19 protein-coding genes are annotated in these 17,242 nt (G+C 61.9%); 14 read left to right on the top strand and 5 right to left on the bottom strand.

The annotated features are described in order from the left end of the window. The first annotated feature begins 32 nt into the window (after window positions 1-32). Complete coding sequence (locus tag DK870_RS25855) at window positions 33-1,352, top strand: MFS transporter (protein WP_104993360.1); 1,320 nt, start codon at window positions 33-35, stop codon at window positions 1,350-1,352. A 163-nt stretch (window positions 1,353-1,515) separates the two neighbouring features. On the opposite strand, the gene DK870_RS25850 is transcribed toward DK870_RS25855, so the two are convergent. Further along, a complete protein-coding gene (locus DK870_RS25850; RefSeq protein ID WP_161550089.1) occupies window positions 1,516-2,382 on the bottom strand; it encodes a LysR family transcriptional regulator in 867 nt (288 codons plus the stop codon). 93 nt (window positions 2,383-2,475) lie between these two features. Between DK870_RS25850 and DK870_RS25845 the strand changes: the two genes are divergently transcribed. From DK870_RS25845 to DK870_RS25830, 4 genes are all read left to right on the top strand, one after another. Beyond that, window positions 2,476-3,024, top strand: coding sequence for a DUF4865 family protein (locus tag DK870_RS25845; RefSeq protein WP_161550088.1), 549 nt, complete (start codon window positions 2,476-2,478; stop codon window positions 3,022-3,024). A gap of 94 nt (window positions 3,025-3,118) precedes the next feature. Next, on the top strand, window positions 3,119-3,673 hold the full coding sequence (locus tag DK870_RS25840; RefSeq protein ID WP_161550087.1) for a histidine phosphatase family protein: 555 nt from the start codon (window positions 3,119-3,121) through the stop codon (window positions 3,671-3,673). Between the two features lie 57 nt (window positions 3,674-3,730). Beyond that, complete coding sequence (gene cobF / locus DK870_RS25835; RefSeq protein WP_161550086.1) at window positions 3,731-4,486, top strand: precorrin-6A synthase (deacetylating); 756 nt, start codon at window positions 3,731-3,733, stop codon at window positions 4,484-4,486. A gap of 8 nt (window positions 4,487-4,494) precedes the next feature. Beyond that, window positions 4,495-5,214: an alpha/beta hydrolase gene (locus DK870_RS25830; RefSeq protein WP_161550085.1), complete on the top strand. Its 720-nt coding sequence runs from the start codon at window positions 4,495-4,497 to the stop codon at window positions 5,212-5,214. Window positions 5,215-5,346: 132 nt separating this feature from the next. Here the strand turns inward: DK870_RS25830 and DK870_RS25825 are convergent, their stop codons facing one another. The 3 genes from DK870_RS25825 to DK870_RS25815 all read right to left on the bottom strand — a co-directional run bounded on the left by DK870_RS25825 (window position 5,347) and on the right by DK870_RS25815 (window position 8,839). Next, on the bottom strand, window positions 5,347-5,901 hold the full coding sequence (locus DK870_RS25825; RefSeq protein ID WP_161550084.1) for a hypothetical protein: 555 nt from the start codon (window positions 5,899-5,901) through the stop codon (window positions 5,347-5,349). Between the two features lie 72 nt (window positions 5,902-5,973). Beyond that, entirely contained in the window at window positions 5,974-7,782 is a 1,809-nt protein-coding gene (locus DK870_RS25820) for a monovalent cation:proton antiporter-2 (CPA2) family protein (protein ID WP_161550083.1), read from the bottom strand. A gap of 154 nt (window positions 7,783-7,936) precedes the next feature. Next, window positions 7,937-8,839, bottom strand: coding sequence for an EamA family transporter (locus tag DK870_RS25815; protein WP_104993367.1), 903 nt, complete (start codon window positions 8,837-8,839; stop codon window positions 7,937-7,939). A gap of 93 nt (window positions 8,840-8,932) precedes the next feature. Here DK870_RS25815 and DK870_RS25810 point away from each other — a divergent pair, with 93 nt between their 5' ends. The 3 genes from DK870_RS25810 to DK870_RS25800 all read left to right on the top strand — a co-directional run bounded on the left by DK870_RS25810 (window position 8,933) and on the right by DK870_RS25800 (window position 12,712). Beyond that, on the top strand, window positions 8,933-9,715 hold the full coding sequence (locus tag DK870_RS25810) for a helix-turn-helix domain-containing protein (RefSeq protein WP_161550082.1): 783 nt from the start codon (window positions 8,933-8,935) through the stop codon (window positions 9,713-9,715). 81 nt (window positions 9,716-9,796) lie between these two features. Then, on the top strand, window positions 9,797-11,353 hold the full coding sequence (locus DK870_RS25805; protein ID WP_161550081.1) for a DUF726 domain-containing protein: 1,557 nt from the start codon (window positions 9,797-9,799) through the stop codon (window positions 11,351-11,353). A 39-nt stretch (window positions 11,354-11,392) separates the two neighbouring features. Then, on the top strand, window positions 11,393-12,712 hold the full coding sequence (locus tag DK870_RS25800; protein ID WP_090371763.1) for an Nramp family divalent metal transporter: 1,320 nt from the start codon (window positions 11,393-11,395) through the stop codon (window positions 12,710-12,712). Between the two features lies 1 nt (window position 12,713). Here the strand turns inward: DK870_RS25800 and DK870_RS25795 are convergent, their stop codons facing one another. Next, window positions 12,714-13,646, bottom strand: coding sequence for a LysR family transcriptional regulator (locus DK870_RS25795; protein WP_060755462.1), 933 nt, complete (start codon window positions 13,644-13,646; stop codon window positions 12,714-12,716). A gap of 117 nt (window positions 13,647-13,763) precedes the next feature. On the opposite strand from DK870_RS25795, the gene DK870_RS25790 reads away from it, so the two are divergent. The 6 genes from DK870_RS25790 to DK870_RS25765 all read left to right on the top strand — a co-directional run bounded on the left by DK870_RS25790 (window position 13,764) and on the right by DK870_RS25765 (window position 17,071). Then, window positions 13,764-14,252 (top strand): DMT family transporter, encoded by a 489-nt coding sequence (locus DK870_RS25790; protein ID WP_161550080.1) that lies wholly within the window; start codon window positions 13,764-13,766, stop codon window positions 14,250-14,252. A gap of 4 nt (window positions 14,253-14,256) precedes the next feature. After that, window positions 14,257-14,712, top strand: coding sequence for a DMT family transporter (locus tag DK870_RS25785; RefSeq protein ID WP_161550079.1), 456 nt, complete (start codon window positions 14,257-14,259; stop codon window positions 14,710-14,712). Window positions 14,713-14,801: 89 nt separating this feature from the next. Then, window positions 14,802-14,972, top strand: coding sequence for a metallothionein (locus DK870_RS25780; protein WP_060755360.1), 171 nt, complete (start codon window positions 14,802-14,804; stop codon window positions 14,970-14,972). 82 nt (window positions 14,973-15,054) lie between these two features. Next, entirely contained in the window at window positions 15,055-15,819 is a 765-nt protein-coding gene (locus DK870_RS25775; protein WP_060755359.1) for a helix-turn-helix transcriptional regulator, read from the top strand. Between the two features lie 88 nt (window positions 15,820-15,907). Continuing rightward, window positions 15,908-16,081: a DUF1427 family protein gene (locus DK870_RS25770; RefSeq protein WP_081087031.1), complete on the top strand. Its 174-nt coding sequence runs from the start codon at window positions 15,908-15,910 to the stop codon at window positions 16,079-16,081. Between the two features lie 30 nt (window positions 16,082-16,111). Beyond that, window positions 16,112-17,071, top strand: a complete 960-nt coding sequence (locus tag DK870_RS25765) for a zinc-binding alcohol dehydrogenase family protein (RefSeq protein ID WP_161550078.1) — start codon at window positions 16,112-16,114, stop codon at window positions 17,069-17,071. Window positions 17,072-17,242 lie beyond the last annotated feature (171 nt).

Raw genomic sequence — 17,242 nt, 5'->3', positions numbered from 1 at the left:
ATGGATAGAACAACCGACAAGGAGTCCCTTCGATGGGCATTCACCCGCAAGACACGCTGCGCAAGCGGCGCCGCGCGTTTCTCGGCGCCACCTCCGGCCACTTGATCGAGTGGTACGACTACGGCGTCTACGGCTTTCTTGCCGTGTACATCGGCCAGGCGTTTTTCGTCTCCGATGACCCTACCACCAGCCTGCTGGCCAGCTTTGCCGCGTTCGCCCTGAGCTTCTTCATCCGGCCCTTGGGCGGGCTGTTCTTCGGCCCCTTGGCGGACAAGATCGGCCGCCGCAAAACCCTGATCATGGCACTGGTGATGATGACGGGCTCCACCGTGTTGCTGGGCTTGCTGCCCAGCTACGCGACCCTGGGCATCGCCGCGCCGATCCTGCTGATCCTGGTGCGTTGCGTCCAGGGCTTCTCGGCAGGCGGCGAGATCGGCACCGTCACCAGTTTTATCTCCGAATACGCCGGCCCCGGCCGTCGTGGCTTCGCCACATGCTGGCTGATGGTGACTGCGGTACTCGGCCTGTTGCTGGGCGGCGCGGTCGCCAATGGCATGACCTGGGTGCTGGGCGCCGATGTGATGCAGGAATGGGCCTGGCGCGTGCCATTCCTGATCGCCGCCCCGCTGGGCTTTATCTCGATGTACATCCGCTTGAAGCTTGAAGACAGCCCTGAGTTCCTGGCCCTGCAACGCGCCGGGCAAACCTCGCGTGCACCGCTGCGTGAAGTCTGGCAGTGGAAGCGGGCGATTGCCCTGGTGTTCTTTATCATCACCTTGCACAGCTCGATTTTTTACCTGGTGCTGACCTTCGCCTCGACCTACATGGCCAAGATCCTCAAGTTCGACAGTGGCACCACCTTGCTCTATGTGTTTGTCGCGAGTTTTTCGGCGGCCTTCGTGATGCCGTTCGGCGGTGCGTTCACCGATAAGTATGGGCGCAAGCCATTCCTGATGGTGATCGGCACACTGGCGACGCTGGCGATGTTCTGGCTGTTCAAGTCGGCCCCGACCGCCACGCCGGCAACGTTCTTTGCGCCGCTGATGGCGGTGGCGATTCTGTTTGGGCTGTATGCCTCGTCTACCTATGCGCTGATGAGCGAACTGCTGCCGACGCGTATCCGCTCCACCGGGATTGCGGTGGCGTACAACGTGCCGGTGGCGGTGTTTGGTGGCAGTGCGCCGTTGATCTCGACCTGGTTGATCAAGGTGACTGGCGACATCACCTCGCCCTGGTATTTCTATGTGGCCACCGGCGTGGTGTCGTTGATTGCGCTGGTGGTGTTGCGCCGGGAGGACTTTGTGGCCAACGGTAGTCCTGCGACGGTGCCGGCCAATGCGGCGCTTGCCTGACGGGAGGGGGTTGGTCCGTTAAGACACAACTCTGTCACTGTGGCGAGGCAGCTTGCTGCCGCTGGGTCGCGAAGCGGCCCCCGCTTTTGCTTTGAAAAGACTGGGCCTGCTACGCAGTCCAGCGGGAGCAAGCTCCCTCGCCACAGGTTACCCGTTGTCCACTCTAGCGCTGCAGCGTCCCACGAAAAGTCGCGCTCAAGGCCCGCAGCGTGTCGCGGGATCGCTCGTCGTTGATGCGGCTGTGCAGCTTGACCTCACTGACGGGCAAGGCGGGTAACCCGTATTGCTCGCCGACCTCCACCGCGCCGGCCGGTGCCACGCGGTGTGCCAGTGCGGCCACCCCCAGGCCGGCGCTGACCGCCGCTCCCACGGCCAGCACACCGCCGCCGACAAACACTTCGGTCCAGTCGATGCGTGCGTCATCCAGGGCTCGGGTTGCCAGCTGGCGAACACCGCAGGGCGCGGCCAGGGTTGCGATACGCAGTGGGGCATCCGGACTGTGTTGCCACGTCGGCGCGGCAAACCAGCCAAAGCGCTCCACCGCCAATACTTCGCCATCTTGGCGATCGCCTTCGTTACGCACGATGACCGCGTCCAGCTCGTTGCGCTCGAACGCGGCGACCAGGTCGCGAGATGAGGCGATGCGCACTTCAAGAATCACCAGGGGATCGTAGGCGGCAAGGCGGCTGAGCCAAGTGGGCAAATCCGGCCCGGCCACGTGGTCGCTGATGCCGATTACCAACCGCCGCGCTGCGTGGCCGCCCAGGTCACCGAGGGCGCGTTCATGGGCGTTGAGCAGGGTACGGGCGGCGCCGATGAACCGCTCACCCTGTGGCGACAGCCGCACATGCCGGGGCGTGCGCTCCAGCAGCCGATAACCCAGGCGTTCTTCCAGGCGCTTGAGCTTGAGGCTGATGGCGGCCTGGGAGGTGTCCAGGGCCTCGGCGGCACGCGTGAAACTGGCGAAATCCGCCACCAGGACGAAGGCTTGCACGGTGTCGATATCCAGCGGTTTGCTCGTATCAGTCATATCAAATACTTATTTCACATATATCCATTGATATCTTGTTGAAATTATCCGCGCTGCGCAAGCTGGCATCTCATCTTGCTCAGGAGTCTCTCCATGTTTGCCAAACAGTATTCACACCGCTTGCCCGCCGACTACGACATGCGCGTGATCCACCAGCGCGCCGCACAATTGGGGCCCTTGTGGGATCACACCGAGGGGTTGCTGTTCAAGGCGTTTATTGCCCAGGAGCGTGGGCAGGCGGCGGGCAATGTCTATGCGTCGGTGTACTTGTGGGCCGACCCGTTGCAGGCGGTCGACTTTTTGCTGGGCGAGCGCTTCCAGAAAGTACTCGACAGCTTTGGTCGACCGCATATCGAAAGTTGGTTGCCGGTGGATGTGGTGCGCGGCCCCGCGTCGGGCGCGCTGAGTCTGTACCGGGAAGAGTGGCCGCTGGCCCCCGATGCGGACCGAGCGCAGGTATTGGCCGAGCAGAAACGCCACAATCAGCAACTGGCTGAGCGCACCGATACATTTGCCGTGTTCCTGGCCCTGGATGTCCAGGCATGGCGGCTGGTGCGGTTTACGCTGTCAGCCGGCGCGCTGGAGGCGGAGCATCCTGGCAGCGGCTATCAGGTCTTGTACCTGGCCCATCCTGGCGCCTAGGCCGACAGGCGGGCCTTCTGATCGTTGTTCGTTGTAACATCGGGAGGACCTCGCCGGTCGACGATGACCGCGTACCGAACCGAAGTGAGCTGTGATGCGAACCACCCGCTTGACACTTATCTGCCATGCCAGCACCCAGGCCCTGAAACGCGGGCGTTTTGCACGGGATGAGCCCGTGGATATGGATTGGCAACAGGCGGCACTCTCCCTGGCGGGTCGCTTCAAGCGGGCACCCCGCGTAGTCTGTGGCCCTGAGTTGCGTACACGGCAGACGGCGCGAATGTTTGCCGAGCAGCCGCAAGTCGACCCGTGCCTGCGTGAGTATGATTTTGGTCGATGGCAAGGCCAGCCCCTGGAGGCCATCCAGCAGTCCGAGCCCCAAGCCTTGCAGGACTGGCTGGCTGACAGCACTGCCGCGCCACACGGTGGCGAATCCGTGACGCAACTCTGCGAACGCGTCGGCCAATGGCTGCATGACCTCGAACAGACCCCCGGCCATGTACTGGCGGTAACCCATCCGTTCGTGATTCGCGCCGCGTTGCTGCAGGTGATGCAGTGCGCGCCGGCTGCGTTCGGGGCGATTGATGTCGAGCCGTTGTCGTCGACTGAACTCAGGTTCAATGGGCGATGGCGCCTGCGCCTGGAGTGATTTGACCCAGCAGGCCGACAACATGGCAAAATCCACATCCCGCACTGAGAGCACCCCATGAAAACCATCCTGATCATCGGCATTGGCGCCGGCAACCCCGACTACATCACGATGCAGGCCGTGAAGGCGCTCAACCGTACCGATGTGTTTTTCCTGATGGACAAGGGCCAAAGCAAAGACAAGCTGATCGACCTGCGGCGTGAAATCTGCGAGACCTACATCACCGACCCGGGCTACCGTTTTGTCGAGGCCGACTGCCCCGAGCGTGTGCGTGGCGATATCGATTACACCACCGCCGTGCAGGACCTTAACCGCGATAAGCAAGCGACCTTCGAGCGGATGATCACTGAGCAAATGGCTGACGGCGAAGTGGGTGCGTTCCTGGCGTGGGGCGACCCGGCTTTGTACGACAGCACCATTCGTATCCTGCAGGCGATCCTTGCCAGTGGCCGCTGTGCGTTTGAATTCGAAGTGATCCCCGGCATTACCAGCGTGCAGGCCCTGGCGGCCCAGCACAAAGTGCCACTGAACCGTATCGGCCGCTCCATCGAGATCACCACCGGCCGGCGTTTGGCGGCGGGGCAGGCCAGTGATGCCGACACCCTGGTGGTCATGCTCGATGCCGAGGATTCCTACCGTACCGTGGCCGATCAGGACCTGGATATTTACTGGGGCGCTTACCTGGGCACGCCGGACGAGATCCTGGTCAGCGGTAAAGTCGCCGAGGTGGCGCCAGAGATCGAACGGGTGCGCAAGGCTGCGCGCCTGGCCAATGGCTGGATCATGGATACCTATTTGCTGCGCAAACCTTGAGGTTAACCATGTTCAAACTCTTCGCCCTGACCTTGGCTTTGCTGGCCGGCACTGCCCAGGCCGACGCCACCTTGCACACCGATTTGCCGCTGTCGTACCTGGAGCAGACTCAGGGTGAGGCGCGCAACCAGCCGTTGGTGATTTTCCTGCATGGGTTCGGCAGTAACGAGGAAGATCTGTTCGGCATCAAGGACGCGCTGCCATCGACCTGGACCTACTTGTCGGTGCGCGCGCCAATGCCGGTCGACCCCAGTGGCTATCGCTGGTTTGCCAGGAAACCCGGCGACGGTGATTACGATGGCGAGACGGCTGACTTGCAACGCAGCGCCAGGCTGATCGAAGACTTCGTGACCCAGGCCACTGCCAAATATCACACGCAAAGCGATCGGGTGTTCCTGGTGGGGTTCAGCCAGGGCGCGATCATGTCCTACGAAGTGGGCTTGCGAAAGCCTGCGTTGGTGCGGGGGATCGCGGCCTTGAGTGGCAGCGTATTACCGGTGCTCAAGGCTGAACTGAAACCCGATGCGGCATTGGACAAGCTGGCCATTTTCATCGGCCATGGCACGTTGGATCAGGCGCTGCCATACACCGCGGCCACGCGGGCCAATGATGTATTGCTGGGGTTGGGCTTGAAGCCCGAGTTCCACGGGTATATGGGCATGCCGCATACCGTGAGTGAAGCCGAGGTACAGGACCTCAAAGCCTGGCTGGAACAGAGCCTGCGATAAAAATGCGGTCAAAAATGTGGGAGCGGGCTTGCTCGCGAATGCGGTGTATCAGGGGCAGATGAAGGGCCTGACACCCCGCATTCGCGAGCAAGCCCGCTCCCACATGGGTTTTGTAGTGTTTGGCCGATCGGGTTATTTGCCGCCGGTGATTTGCTTCACCAACTGTTCATGCCCCTTCACATCGTCCGCCCGGGAGATCGCCTGGATCACCAGCAGATGGTTGCCTGAACCGCCCAAAAAGGTCGAGTTCAAGGTCTTGCCGCCGCCTTGGGTCGCAGTGCTGTCCACTTGGCGCAGGCCCAAGCCTTTGAAGGTCAGTTTTTTCTCGTTTTGCTTCTTGAAGTCGGGCAGGGCGGCGCTCTGGTCCTTGACGAAGTCGGCCACCGCGCCGTCGAGGAATTGCGCGTCGTTATCCTTGATCGTAGCTCCATCGTTGCGCACGGTTTCAGCGACGATCACCACACTTTTTGTGGTCGCGTTGGCGTACAGCGTGCCCTGGGTGTCGGCGGTGCCATCCTCTGCCTTGCCGGATGGCAGCGTATCGGCGATGTAGGCCTTGGGCAGGCTGAAGGTGAATTTGCCGCCCAGGGTCGAGATCGTTTGCGTGGTCGGTTTGCTGGCAGCGAATACGCTGCCGGCGGTAAGCGCGAGGGCCAGCAGGGCGGCGGTCTTGATGAAAGTGGCCATGAAGCGCTCCAGTGATGAACGAAATTGCGGCGTATTCTGTCAGAAAATTCGCAAGATCGTTCATCGGCAGCCCTACACCTTATCGGACTCTTCCTGAAGCCGGTCCATCTCAAACAGCCGCGCCAGTTCTGCGCGGGCTTCCTGGGCGGTCTGCATCACCTTGGCCGCGTCGTCGTATACCGCATGTTGCGCGGCGAGGACTTGCAGGTCGTGGTTTTTGAAGCGCGTGATGCGGGCGTCGGCCTGGGCCTGGCTCAAACCGAGGCCAACCAGGGTGCGGCGGCTCATCTCCAGGCTGGAATAGAAGGTTTCGCGCACGGGCGAGGCGTCCAGGTCTACCAGACGGTGCACGTGCTGGCGGTTACGCGCTCGGGCGATGATCTTCATGTGCGGGTAGAGGTTGCGCACCAGTTCGGCGGTCTTGATGTTGATCTCGGGGTCGTCCATGGCGATCACGAAGAACTCGGCCTGGTCGACCTTGGCCGCGTGCAGGATCTCCGGGCGCTGCGGGTCGCCATAGAACACCGGCATGCCGCCGAAACTGCGGGTCAGTTCGATGGTTTCCACCGACGTGTCCAGGGCAATGAACGAAATATTCTGCGCCCGCAGGATACGCGCGACGATCTGGCCCATGCGGCCCATGCCGGCAATCACCACCCGTGGCGCATCACTCTCGATGGTGCGGTATTCCTCCGGCACTTCCACCGGTTTGACCTTGGGCTTGAACAGCTTGGGGCAGACCAGCAGCAACAGCGGCGTCACGGCCATGGACAGGGTGATGGTCAGCACCAGCACATCGTACAGGTGCGGTTCGAACAGGCCCTGATCACGGCCGATCTTGAACACCACGAAGGCAAACTCACCGCCCGCCGCCAGCACCACGCCCAGGCGCAGCGCGCTTTCGCGGTTGAGGTCGCCCACCAGGCGCCCGACCGCGTATAGCAGCGGCAGTTTGAGGCCGATCAACAGCAGGGTCAGGCCGATGACCACCAACGGCGAACTGAGCAACAGGCTGAGGTTGGCGCCCATGCCCACGCTGATGAAAAACAGGCCCAGCAGCAGGCCCTTGAACGGCTCGATCTGGGATTCCAGTTCGTGGCGGTATTCCGAATCCGCCAGCAGCAGGCCGGCGAGGAAGGCGCCGAGGGCCATGGACACCCCGACCAGCTCCATCAGCCAGGCGGTGCCAATGACCACCAGTAACGCGGTGGCGGTGGACACTTCACGCAGGCCGGTCTTGGCCACGATGCGAAACACCGGACGCAGCAGGTAACGCCCGCCGATGATCACCACGGCGATGCTGCCTAGTATTTGCAGCACGTGCTGCCAGCCTTGGGCTTCAGTGGTGGGGTGGTCGCTACCGGCCAGCAGTGGCACCAGGGCGATCAGCGGGATCGCGGCAATATCCTGGAACAGCAGAATCGCAAAGGCCAGGCGCCCGTGGGGTTGGTTGAGTTCCTTGCGCTCGGCCAGGCTCTGCAGGCCAAAGGCGGTGGAGGACAGCGCCAGGCCCAGGCCGAGTACGATCGCGCTGTTCCACGCCTGGCCAAATAGCCACAGAGCCACCACACCCATGACCAGGCCGGTGAGCAACACTTGGGCCAGGCCGACGCCGAACACCGCCTTGCGCATCACCCATAACCGCTTGGGCGACAGCTCCAGGCCGATGATGAACAACAGCAACACCACGCCCAGTTCCGAAAACTGCGCCACGCTTTGCGGGTTACCCACCAGGCCCAGCACCGCGGGGCCGATGACCACGCCAGCGAACAGATAGCCCAGCACCGCGCCCAGTTGCAGACGCTTGGCCAAAGGCACGGTCAGCACGGCGGCGAGAAGGAACACCACGGCTGCTTGTAACAGGTTGCCTTCATGGGGCATGGAGAACTCCAGGATCAGTAAGCATGAATCTACGGGGCGCATTAGAGCGTTTTTTTACATTGGGAAACTTGTACTTTTGCAGCGAAATATCAGTGGGTGTTGGCTGTAATCTTATTCTTGCACGGGATTTGCGAAACTATTAATACCATTTAATTCAATGGCTTTTCTGTGGGCACACTGTCGTTTCGCCACCTATCCGCACAATCGGTTTGCGGTACAGCCCGACTGCCAGGCCGATGATGATGACCGCGATGAAGATCAGATCGGGTATGGCAATGCGTTCGCCCAGGATCAACATCGAGCTGGTAATCCCGAATACCGGGATCAATAACGACAGCGGTGCTACGGTGGACACGGGGTACGTTTTGAGCAGGGAATTCCAGCCCCAGTAGGCAAAGTGCGTGGCCAGGTAGACCTGAAACAAAATCGATGCTACAGCGGTCGAGTCCAGGCCAGTGGCTAAGCTTGCGAACGCCGCGTTGCCGTGCAACCACCCGCCCATGAGGAACAGTGGAATCGGTGGAAACAGGCTGGCCCACACCATGAACGAAAAGATTTCCTTCACTCCCGATAGCTTGATGATGACATTGCCGAGGCTCCAGGCCAGTGCACTGAACACGATCAATAACACGCCCACCACGGCATGCTCGCCTTGCTGGGTGGCGATGATCCCTGCCAGCCCGATCAATGCGAGCAACGCGCCGATCCACTGCACTCGGCGAATGTTTTCCTTGAACAGCAGGTAGCCCCAACCCAGTGTGAAAAACACACTGAGCTGGATGAGCAGCGAGGCAATCCCGGTGCTCACGCCCACCTGGATGCCATAGTTGATCATGCCCCACATGCCCAGCCCGAAGATGACGCCATAGGCGGCCACATAGCGGAATTTGACGGCGGGGCGGTGGATGAAAAACACCATTGGCAAGGCGGCGAGGGCAAAACGGATACCGGTCAGTACAAAGGGGTCGATGGTACGCAGACCCAGTTTTGTGATCGGAAAGTTCAGCCCCCAGACGAAGGTGACGAGTAGGGCAAGAGCGAGATGTTTCTTGGGCATGGGTATTCCTGGGCGGGTTCAAAGGGGGAAATCCTAGAGCGTCATGCAATGGCCCGCTTGCTATGTCAGGCCATATTTTGACAATATCGGGCCATGATTCCGACCTTTGATAACAACGACCCCGAAGCAGTGGTCACCCTGCGCGAGTATCCGTCCGGCACCGTATTCGAGCGGCATACGCACTCGCGCGGCCAGTTCGCCTATGCCTCCAGCGGTGCCTTGAAGATGTTTACTGAACTCGGTAGTTGGGTGGTGCCACCGCAGCGGGCGATCTGGGTGCCGGGCGGTGTGGCCCACGAAATGCACATGCGCGGTGATGTGGTGATGCTTAACACCTACCTCGACGATGACGCTGCCGGGCAAGCCGGTTTGCAGGAACGTTGCCAGGTGTTCGAAGTGTCGCCCCTGCTCAGGCATTTGCTGGAAGCGGCGTTAGCGATTGAGCCGCGCGCGTCGCTTGGCGTGCGACAACGCTGTTTACTGACGCTGCTGATCGATGAGATCGGCGCCATGCCGGAGCTTTCCCTCAGCGCCCCGTTGCCTGTGGAGCCGCGCCTGGCGCGAGCCTGCCAGCGTTTTGTGGACGCACCGACGCAGAAAGTCGGCCTCGACGAAATGGCCGATTGGTCGAACATGAGCCGACGCACCTTCACCCGCAACTTCCACGAAAGCACCGGCATGACGTTTGTGGCGTGGCGCCAGCAGGTGTGCCTGCTGGAGGCTACGGCTCGGCTCAGCCAGGGTGCGTCGATTACCGAGGTGGCGTTCGCATTGGGTTTCAGCAGCTCCAGCGCCTTCACTTCGGTGTTCCGCCGCAACTTAGGGGAGAGCCCGGCACGTTACCTGGCTAAATCCAAGGCAGCGGCGTTGTTCTGAATCACGCCGGTCAGGATTCACCTTTGTCAGCGCCATGCTTTGTTACTATCGCCGCCCATCGTCACCAGGAGTCACCGGCCCATGCAACACCAGTGGAATGAAATGCACCGTACCCGCAAGCCCACCTTTTTGCTGTGCGGCGAGCCCCAGGGGGAGGTGCTCAATCTCTACGTTCACGGTTATTCAGCGTTCTTCAATCGCCAGCAACTGGGCAGTTTCAAGCAACAACTGGCGAGTATCGAAGGCTCGACCAACCTGATGCTGTTCTGGCCGGCGGGGCATTTCCTGGAAAACCTGTTCGCACCGTTCAAGGACGTGCTCGCCTCGATGCTCGGCGGTGGCGGCGTGGGCGCTGCAACGGTGGGAGTGGGCAAGGCGATTGCCTATTTCCTCGACCATTACAAAAGTGTCGAGGCGCGTGTCGATGAAGTGGCCAAGACCTTATTGCCCGAGCTGGCCGGCTACCTGCGCGCTGAAGCGCTGCCGGTGCGGCGTATCAACCTGATCGGTCATTCCCTCGGCGCGCGCATCCTGGTCAAGAGTGTGTTGGCCAGCCCGCAGGTTGCCCGCGAGTTGCCGTTGAATAATCTGCTGCTGATGGGCGGGGCGATCTGTACGTCCAGCCCGTGGGAAGAGGTGTCGGTGCCATTCAAGGGGCGGGTGATCAACTGCCACTCGAGCAAGGACTGGGCACTGGCGATAAAACCGGATACCGAGCGCTGCATTGGTCGCTATGCCATTGAGGTCACACCGGCGTTGAAGGCCAAGGTCACCAATGTGCATCTGCCGACTTTCGATCACGCCGCCTACTGGCCGCAATTGCAGACGGTGGTGCAATACACCGACCTGTTGCAAGAGCGGCGCGGCCTGATCCGCGCCGACCAGCGTAACGCTGAGGTGCGGTTCGCCGAGGAGGACGTGGCGCTGTTCCCGGCATTGGTGCAGGCGCGCCCGGAAGAGCTGAAGTTTCTCGCTGAGCTGATGGCGCAAAAGCGCAGCGCCTCAATCGATGCCAGTGTGCGTGAACCGCTGAAACTGGCCATCGAGTTGCAGCGCATGGGCGGTGACAGCTTCATGAACCTGGCCCGCGGCCATGGCGTGAGTTATCGCCAGATTGCCGAGGATGTGGCTCAACGGCTGGGGATCAAGTTCGATGAGCCGGTTGAGTCCGTGGCACTGGCGGAGATCGAGGCGCAGGTCGCGCAAACACTGATCGAGCAGTACAAAGACAAACTGAGCGGCGCCGACCGGCAGGCTTTCGACGCTGAACTCAAGGCTGCCGCCCAAAGAGAGCAGGGGTTGTTCACCCGCTTCGACCTGGGCCGTTCGGCGACCACCGCGTTGAGCGGTACCGCATTGGCGGGGCTCACCGGGTTTATCCTGCGCCGGGGCGCGGCCACCGCGATTCCGGTGGTGGGCCAGGTGCTGGCGGCGGCGATGTTGCTGGTCAGCGGTGTGCGTGCATTTTCCGGCCCGGCTTACTCGATCACCACCTTGGCGGTGCTGGTGGTCGGCATGATTCGCCAGCGCATGGAGCGTGAGGCTCTCAACCAGGAAATGGACCTGGCGGTACAAGTGGTCGAAGCGTTTGACCTGCCCCGGGAAACGGTGATGCGCACAGTTGCGTCCGACTGCTAAGCTGCACGCCTGTCTTGTGTTGTCTGCCTGGAATGCCGCGTGAAATTCAGCCTGCCGAAAATCGCTACCGCCCCGTTCTGCCCGCCGGAAGTGGCAGGCTCCGTTGCCGTCGACCCCAAGGCTTCGTTCTTCAAGCGGATGTTGATGTTCGCCGGCCCCGGCCTGTTGATCTCCATCGGCTACATGGACCCGGGCAACTGGGCAACGGCCATCGAGGCCGGTTCGCGCTATGGCTACAGCCTGTTGTTTGTGGTCCTGCTGGCGAGCCTGGCCGGCATGGCGGTGCAATGCCTGTGCTCGCGGTTGGGCATCGCCACCGGCAAAGACCTCGCCCAGTTGTGCCGCGAGCGCTACAGCCGGCGCTCTGCACGCACCCAGTGGGTGTTGGCGGAAATCTCCATCATCGCCACCGACCTCGCCGAAGTGCTCGGCTGCGCCCTGGCGTTTCACCTGCTGCTTGGCGTGTCGCTGACCACGGGCATCGTCATCACCGCCTTCGACACGTTATTGGTCCTGGCCCTGCAAAACCGAGGGTTCCGCCGCCTGGAGGCAATCATGCTGGCGCTGGTGGCGACCATCGGCGTGTGTTTCTTTATCGAGCTGGTGCTGATCAAGCCTTACTGGCCGGACGTGCTCAGCGGCTTCACTCCGTCGCTGTCAGCCATCAGCGACGCGGCGCCGCTGTACCTGGCCATCGGCATCCTGGGCGCTACGGTGATGCCCCATAACCTCTACCTGCACACCTCCGTCGTACAAACCCGGTTGATCGGCAAGGACCTCGCCAGCAAACAGGATGCGGTCAAGCTGGCCCGTATCGACACCATTGGCTCCCTGGCCCTGGCATTGCTGGTGAACGCCGCGATCCTGGTGCTGGCGGCGGCTGCGTTCTACAAGACCGGCCATACCGATGTGGTCGAGATCCAGGACGCCTACCACCTGCTGGACCCACTCGTGGGTGGTGCTTTCGCCAGTATCCTGTTCGGTATCGCCCTGCTGGCCTCCGGGCAAAGCTCCACCTTCACCGGCACCATCGCCGGGCAGGTGATCATGGAGGGTTACCTCAACCTGCGCATTCCGTGCTGGCAGCGACGGTTGATCACTCGTGGGCTGGCGCTGATCCCGGCGTTTCTCGGGGTGTGGCTGATGGGGGACGAGGCTATCGGCAAGCTGTTGATCCTTAGCCAGGTGGTGCTCAGCCTGCAGTTGCCGTTCGCGCTTTACCCGCTGATCCGCATGACCGATGACAAGCAATTGATGGGGCCATTCGTCAATCGGCTGCCCACGCGGTTACTGGCGTGGTTCCTGTTTGCGCTGATCAGTGGGGCGAATGCGTGGTTGATTGGGCAGTGGTTGTTCTGAATCACCGATCCCAATACGGCACCCGTCCAAAACACTCCACAAAATAATCAATCACCGTGCGCACCTTCAGCGACAGCCGTCGGCCGCCGGGCCATAGCGCGGCTATCTGTTGCGGCTCCAGGGTCGTCGCCACTTCGTAGTCGGTGAGCACCGCCTGCAAGGTGCCGGCGCGCAAGCTCTCGCCAATCAGCCAGGACGGGAACACCACCAACCCCAAACCCTGTTCGGCCGCGTGGGTGAGTGTGTCGGCATGGTTGCCGGTGATGGGGCCTTTGACGCTATAGGGTGTCCAGTCGCCTGGGGCGCGTCGAAAGAACCAGCGTTGCTGGCCGGTGACGCCCTTGTAGGCCAGGCATTGATGCTTGACCAGTTCATCAGGGTGGCTCGGCGTGCCATGGCGGGCCAGGTAAGCGGGGCTGGCGGCGATACGAAAGCGTTGGGGCGCGAAGATGCGTGCCTGCATGCTGGAGTCGTTGAGCACACCGATGCGAAACAGCAAGTCGGTGCCGTCTTGCAACGGATCGACGTAGGTGTCGGTTTGCTGGATTTCCAGTTGCAACTTCGGGTAGCGCCTGCACAGCTCGCCGAGCCATGGGGACAGGTGACGCTGGCCGAACACCATCGGCGCATTGATGCGCACCAGGCCGCTGGGCTCTCGTTCATGTTCCTGCAGGGCTTGGCCGGCGGCTTCCAGTTGTTCCAGCATCACGCGTGCATGCTGGCCGAGCAGGCGCCCAGCCTCGGTGGGGCTGACCGCACGGGTGTGGCGGTAGAGCAGTTGTTGGCCGAGGGCCTGTTCCATCAACTGGATCTGCCGGGAAATGGAGGAGGGCGCCAGGCTTTCGCGGCGCGCCACTGCGGAAAAACTGCCGTAGTCGAGCACCGCGACAAACAGGCGCAACGCCTTGAAACTCAGTTCATTCAAACCCTGCATGGTAATCCCTGGCTGTGCGTATTGCGCAAAGGTGTTGTCAGCATGCTCCCATTTATCGCACAGGACGGCCACCGGATAATGCGCGCCATGTTTCCTTTTCTGAAGCGCAGGTGATGTATGCAAGCCAGTTCTACTGCGGCCATGGCGCAGGCCCGGCCGAAAAAAAACCTATTGCGGCTGCTGTTGTTGCCGTTGGTGATCATGGCGGGCATGGGCTTGTCGGTGGAGGCCGGTCTGTTGGGGCCGCTGGGGGCTCAAGTCGGCCATTTATGGGCGACCTTGAGTATTTTTGGCGTCGGCTCGGCGATCCTGTTTTTGCTGCTGTTGTTCAGCGGCCCGCAAAAAGGCTCGGCGCTGGCCGGGCTGCCGCGCTGGCAATTGATCGGCGGGTTCCTGGCGCCAATCTATGTGGTGGTGCTGACGCTTGCCACGCCGCACATCGGGGTGGCGATGACCATGATCGCGATCTTGTCGGGCCAGGTCGGCAAGAGCGTGTTGATCGATCATTTCGGTTGGTTCGGCACTGCACGCAAACGGGTCAATGTCGAGCGCTGGATTGCGCTGGCGTTGATTGTGGCGGCATTGATCTTGATTGCACGAGGGTAAGGCGATGAACCTGATTTTATTATTGGTACTGGTGATCGCCGCCGGTGCGGTGCTGAGTGTGCAGGCGGCGATCAACGGTCGCCTGGGGCAGTCGGTGGGCGTATTGCGCAGCAGCTTGCTGACCTTCGCGGTCGGCGCACTGGTCACGGCATTGTTGGTTTTCTTCTTCGAACCGGCCCGTGCCGTCAGTTTGCTGGATGTGCCCAAATGGCAGCTGACCGGCGCCTTGTTCGGCGTGGTGTACATGATCGTGATGGTCGGCGCGGTGCCCGTGGTCGGCACGGCAGTGGCGACGGTGGCGGTCATCGTCGGCCAGTTGGGCATGGGCATGCTGATCGACAATTTCGGCTGGCTGGGCAACCCGGCCATCGAACTGTCGGGCAGCCGGATCCTGGCGATGGTGCTGCTGGCCCTGGCCCTGGTGTTTATGTATCGCAGCAACAGAAGCCAGGTCGACTAACGGCGCTGAACCCTGCTTGCTTGCCGGCAGTCACTGTTTAAGGTGCGGCATCCGCTGCGCCGGGACGACCATGTAAAAGGAGTCTGACCATGGCTGATAACACCTGTGCCTGCCCACATTGCAAATGCGTACTGGGTAAAAATGCGGTGATGAAGGACGGTAAGGGCTATTGCTGCGAAGGCTGTGCCGAGCACCATGCCCATGGCGAGCCGTGCGCCTCGTCGACCGGCTGTGAATGCGCCAAGTCGGCGCATGCTTGAATACGCTCGGTTAAAAATCCTCTCGGATTATCGGGTGGCGGTCATTACCATGGCCGCTCACCCTTGACTGAATGTGCACCCCATGGCCCTGGCCGCTCCCCCCGACCTGACTGATCATGCCGTCCCCGTGCAACCCCTGGCACGCACGTACCCGCGAGGCTTGTATGTGGAGCCGCACAGCCATGACTGGGGGCAGTTGCTCTACGCCATGAGCGGCGTGATGTGGGTCGAGACGCCCCGTGAAGCCTTGGTTGTGCCGCCGCAGCGCGCTGTGTGGCTGCCTCCGGGTGTGGAGCATGGGATTCGCGTGGTCTCGGACCTGCAGATGCGCAATATCTACCTGCGCCCGGCGTTGGCCGCGACACTGGACAGCCAGGTGCAGGTGATTGAAGTCGGTGGGCTGCTGCGTGAGTTGATCGTCAGCCTGGTCGAGCAAGGCGATAGCGGCGATTCTGCGTATTACGATGCGGTGGTCGGCCTGGCGCTGCTGGAGCTGCAACGGGCACGCCGCTCGCAGATCCGCATCGCCATGCCGCCGCAAGCGGATCGGCGGCTGATCAGCGCCTGCCAGGCGGTGATGGCGGCGCCGTCGCTGGAGATTCCCTTCGAGCAACACGCCGAGGCGGCAGGTGCCAGTGTGCGCACCCTGGCGCGGTTGTTCCAGCAGCATCTGGGCATGGGCTTCGCCGAGTGGCGTCGGCAAGTGCAGTTGGCCACGGCGGTGGCTGAGCTGATCCAGGGCCAATCGGTCAGCGGCATCGCCCGCTCCCTGGGCTATTCACCCAGCAGTTTCAGCGACATGTTCCGACGCGAACTCGGCGTGGCGCCGTCGCACTATGTCGGCTGAGGCTTGGCCGAAATCCTGAAGCACTTGGCCGATGCTTCCGGGATGGGCTCACTACACTGAGCCCATCAACTCGCCAGGCGTGAACGTCATGAACTACTTTGCTTCCCTCGCCATCGGCCTGCTCGTCGGCCTGATCTACGGTGCCTTGGACTTTCGCTCTCCCGCACCGCCCGCCATTGCCCTGGTGGGCCTGATGGGCATGCTGCTCGGTGAAAAGCTCTGGCCCATGGGGCGTGAGTGGCTGAGCGCCTGGTTGTCCTGATTTACTCTTTCCCTTCGATGGATATTGGCCATGAAAGCATTGCAATTTTCCGCCACGGGAGACCTGGCGGCCCTGAGTTTCGTTGAGGTCGCCCAACCGGTGCCGGCTGCGGGTGAAGTGTTGGTCCAGGTCAAAGCGGCCGGCCTGAACCCCAGTGATGTGAAAAACGTGCTCGGGCGTTTTCCCTACACCACCTTGCCGCGTATTCCCGGACGGGACTTTGCCGGTGTCGTGGTGGAAGGCCCGCCAGCGCTGATCGGCCAGGCGGTTTGGGGCACCGGACGTGACCTCGGTTTTTTTGCCGACGGGTCTCACGCACAGTACCTCACCGTGTCGGCCAAGGGCGTCGCGCATAAACCCACGCACCTGAGTTTTGCCCAGGCCGCCAGCCTTGGTGTGCCGTACACCACCGCTTGGGATGCCCTGGAGCGCAGTGGTGTCGGCAAAGGCACGCGCGTGTTGGTGATTGGCGCCAACGGTGCTGTCGGCAGCGCGGCGTTGGCCCTGGCGAAAATTCGCGGTGCCCAGGTGCTGGCGGCGGTGCGCAAGGCCGATCAGGTCGAGGTACTGCAGGCGCAAGGGGTTGATGCGATTGCCCTGGCGCAACCCGAAGCATTGGGCAAGCAGGTCAATGCGGTGTTCGAGGGCGGGGCGGATGTGATCTTCGATACCACCGGTTTTTGGCTGCCGGCTGCGGTCGCGGGGTTGGCGCCATTCGGGCGCATCGCAATCATCGCCGCGCCGGTCGACGGTCACGTGCAACTGCCGGCCCTGACGTTGTACCGCAAGGGGGGCTCGGTGGTGGGTATCAATTCGCTGCTCTACAACTGTGAGCAGTGCGCGGTGATGCTGGAGCAGTTTGGGCGCTTCTTTGATGAAGGCTCGCTGCCGCTCCCGACAGGGTTGCGTGAAGTGGCGTTGGCCGAGGGCGTTCAGTGCTATGAGCAAGTGAACAGCGGCAGTGCGGACAAGATCATTTTCCTGCCTTGATGCCGCCCAAAAATGTGGAAGGGGGCAAGCTCTAATGCCAGTCAGTTAAAACAACCTGCCGCAACCAAATTTGTAGTGAGCGGGCTTGCCCCGCGCTGGGCGGCGCAGCCGCCCCAACAAGGACGCCGTGGTGTTTCTGAAAGACCGAGGCGTCCGGGTTTGGGGCGGCTG

The sequence above is a fragment of the Pseudomonas sp. Q1 genome, assembly GCF_009935975.1.
Lineage (GTDB): Bacteria > Pseudomonadota > Gammaproteobacteria > Pseudomonadales > Pseudomonadaceae > Aquipseudomonas > Aquipseudomonas palleroniana.
This window is presented reverse-complemented; position numbering and strand designations above follow the sequence as displayed.

Coding starts and splice junctions, on each gene's coding strand:
- DK870_RS25805 (WP_161550081.1), top strand. CDS start 9,797: ATGCAACACCAGTGGAATGAAATGCACCGTACCCGCAAGCCCACCTTT.
- DK870_RS25825 (WP_161550084.1), bottom strand. CDS start 5,901: ATGGCCACTTTCATCAAGACCGCCGCCCTGCTGGCCCTCGCGCTTACC.
- DK870_RS25815 (WP_104993367.1), bottom strand. CDS start 8,839: ATGCCCAAGAAACATCTCGCTCTTGCCCTACTCGTCACCTTCGTCTGG.
- DK870_RS25790 (WP_161550080.1), top strand. CDS start 13,764: ATGCAAGCCAGTTCTACTGCGGCCATGGCGCAGGCCCGGCCGAAAAAA.
- DK870_RS25830 (WP_161550085.1), top strand. CDS start 4,495: ATGTTCAAACTCTTCGCCCTGACCTTGGCTTTGCTGGCCGGCACTGCC.
- DK870_RS25810 (WP_161550082.1), top strand. CDS start 8,933: ATGATTCCGACCTTTGATAACAACGACCCCGAAGCAGTGGTCACCCTG.
- DK870_RS25840 (WP_161550087.1), top strand. CDS start 3,119: ATGCGAACCACCCGCTTGACACTTATCTGCCATGCCAGCACCCAGGCC.
- DK870_RS25850 (WP_161550089.1), bottom strand. CDS start 2,382: ATGACTGATACGAGCAAACCGCTGGATATCGACACCGTGCAAGCCTTC.
- cobF (WP_161550086.1), top strand. CDS start 3,731: ATGAAAACCATCCTGATCATCGGCATTGGCGCCGGCAACCCCGACTAC.
- DK870_RS25845 (WP_161550088.1), top strand. CDS start 2,476: ATGTTTGCCAAACAGTATTCACACCGCTTGCCCGCCGACTACGACATG.
- DK870_RS25775 (WP_060755359.1), top strand. CDS start 15,055: ATGGCCCTGGCCGCTCCCCCCGACCTGACTGATCATGCCGTCCCCGTG.
- DK870_RS25820 (WP_161550083.1), bottom strand. CDS start 7,782: ATGCCCCATGAAGGCAACCTGTTACAAGCAGCCGTGGTGTTCCTTCTC.
- DK870_RS25795 (WP_060755462.1), bottom strand. CDS start 13,646: ATGCAGGGTTTGAATGAACTGAGTTTCAAGGCGTTGCGCCTGTTTGTC.
- DK870_RS25780 (WP_060755360.1), top strand. CDS start 14,802: ATGGCTGATAACACCTGTGCCTGCCCACATTGCAAATGCGTACTGGGT.
- DK870_RS25785 (WP_161550079.1), top strand. CDS start 14,257: ATGAACCTGATTTTATTATTGGTACTGGTGATCGCCGCCGGTGCGGTG.
- DK870_RS25770 (WP_081087031.1), top strand. CDS start 15,908: ATGAACTACTTTGCTTCCCTCGCCATCGGCCTGCTCGTCGGCCTGATC.
- DK870_RS25765 (WP_161550078.1), top strand. CDS start 16,112: ATGAAAGCATTGCAATTTTCCGCCACGGGAGACCTGGCGGCCCTGAGT.
- DK870_RS25855 (WP_104993360.1), top strand. CDS start 33: ATGGGCATTCACCCGCAAGACACGCTGCGCAAGCGGCGCCGCGCGTTT.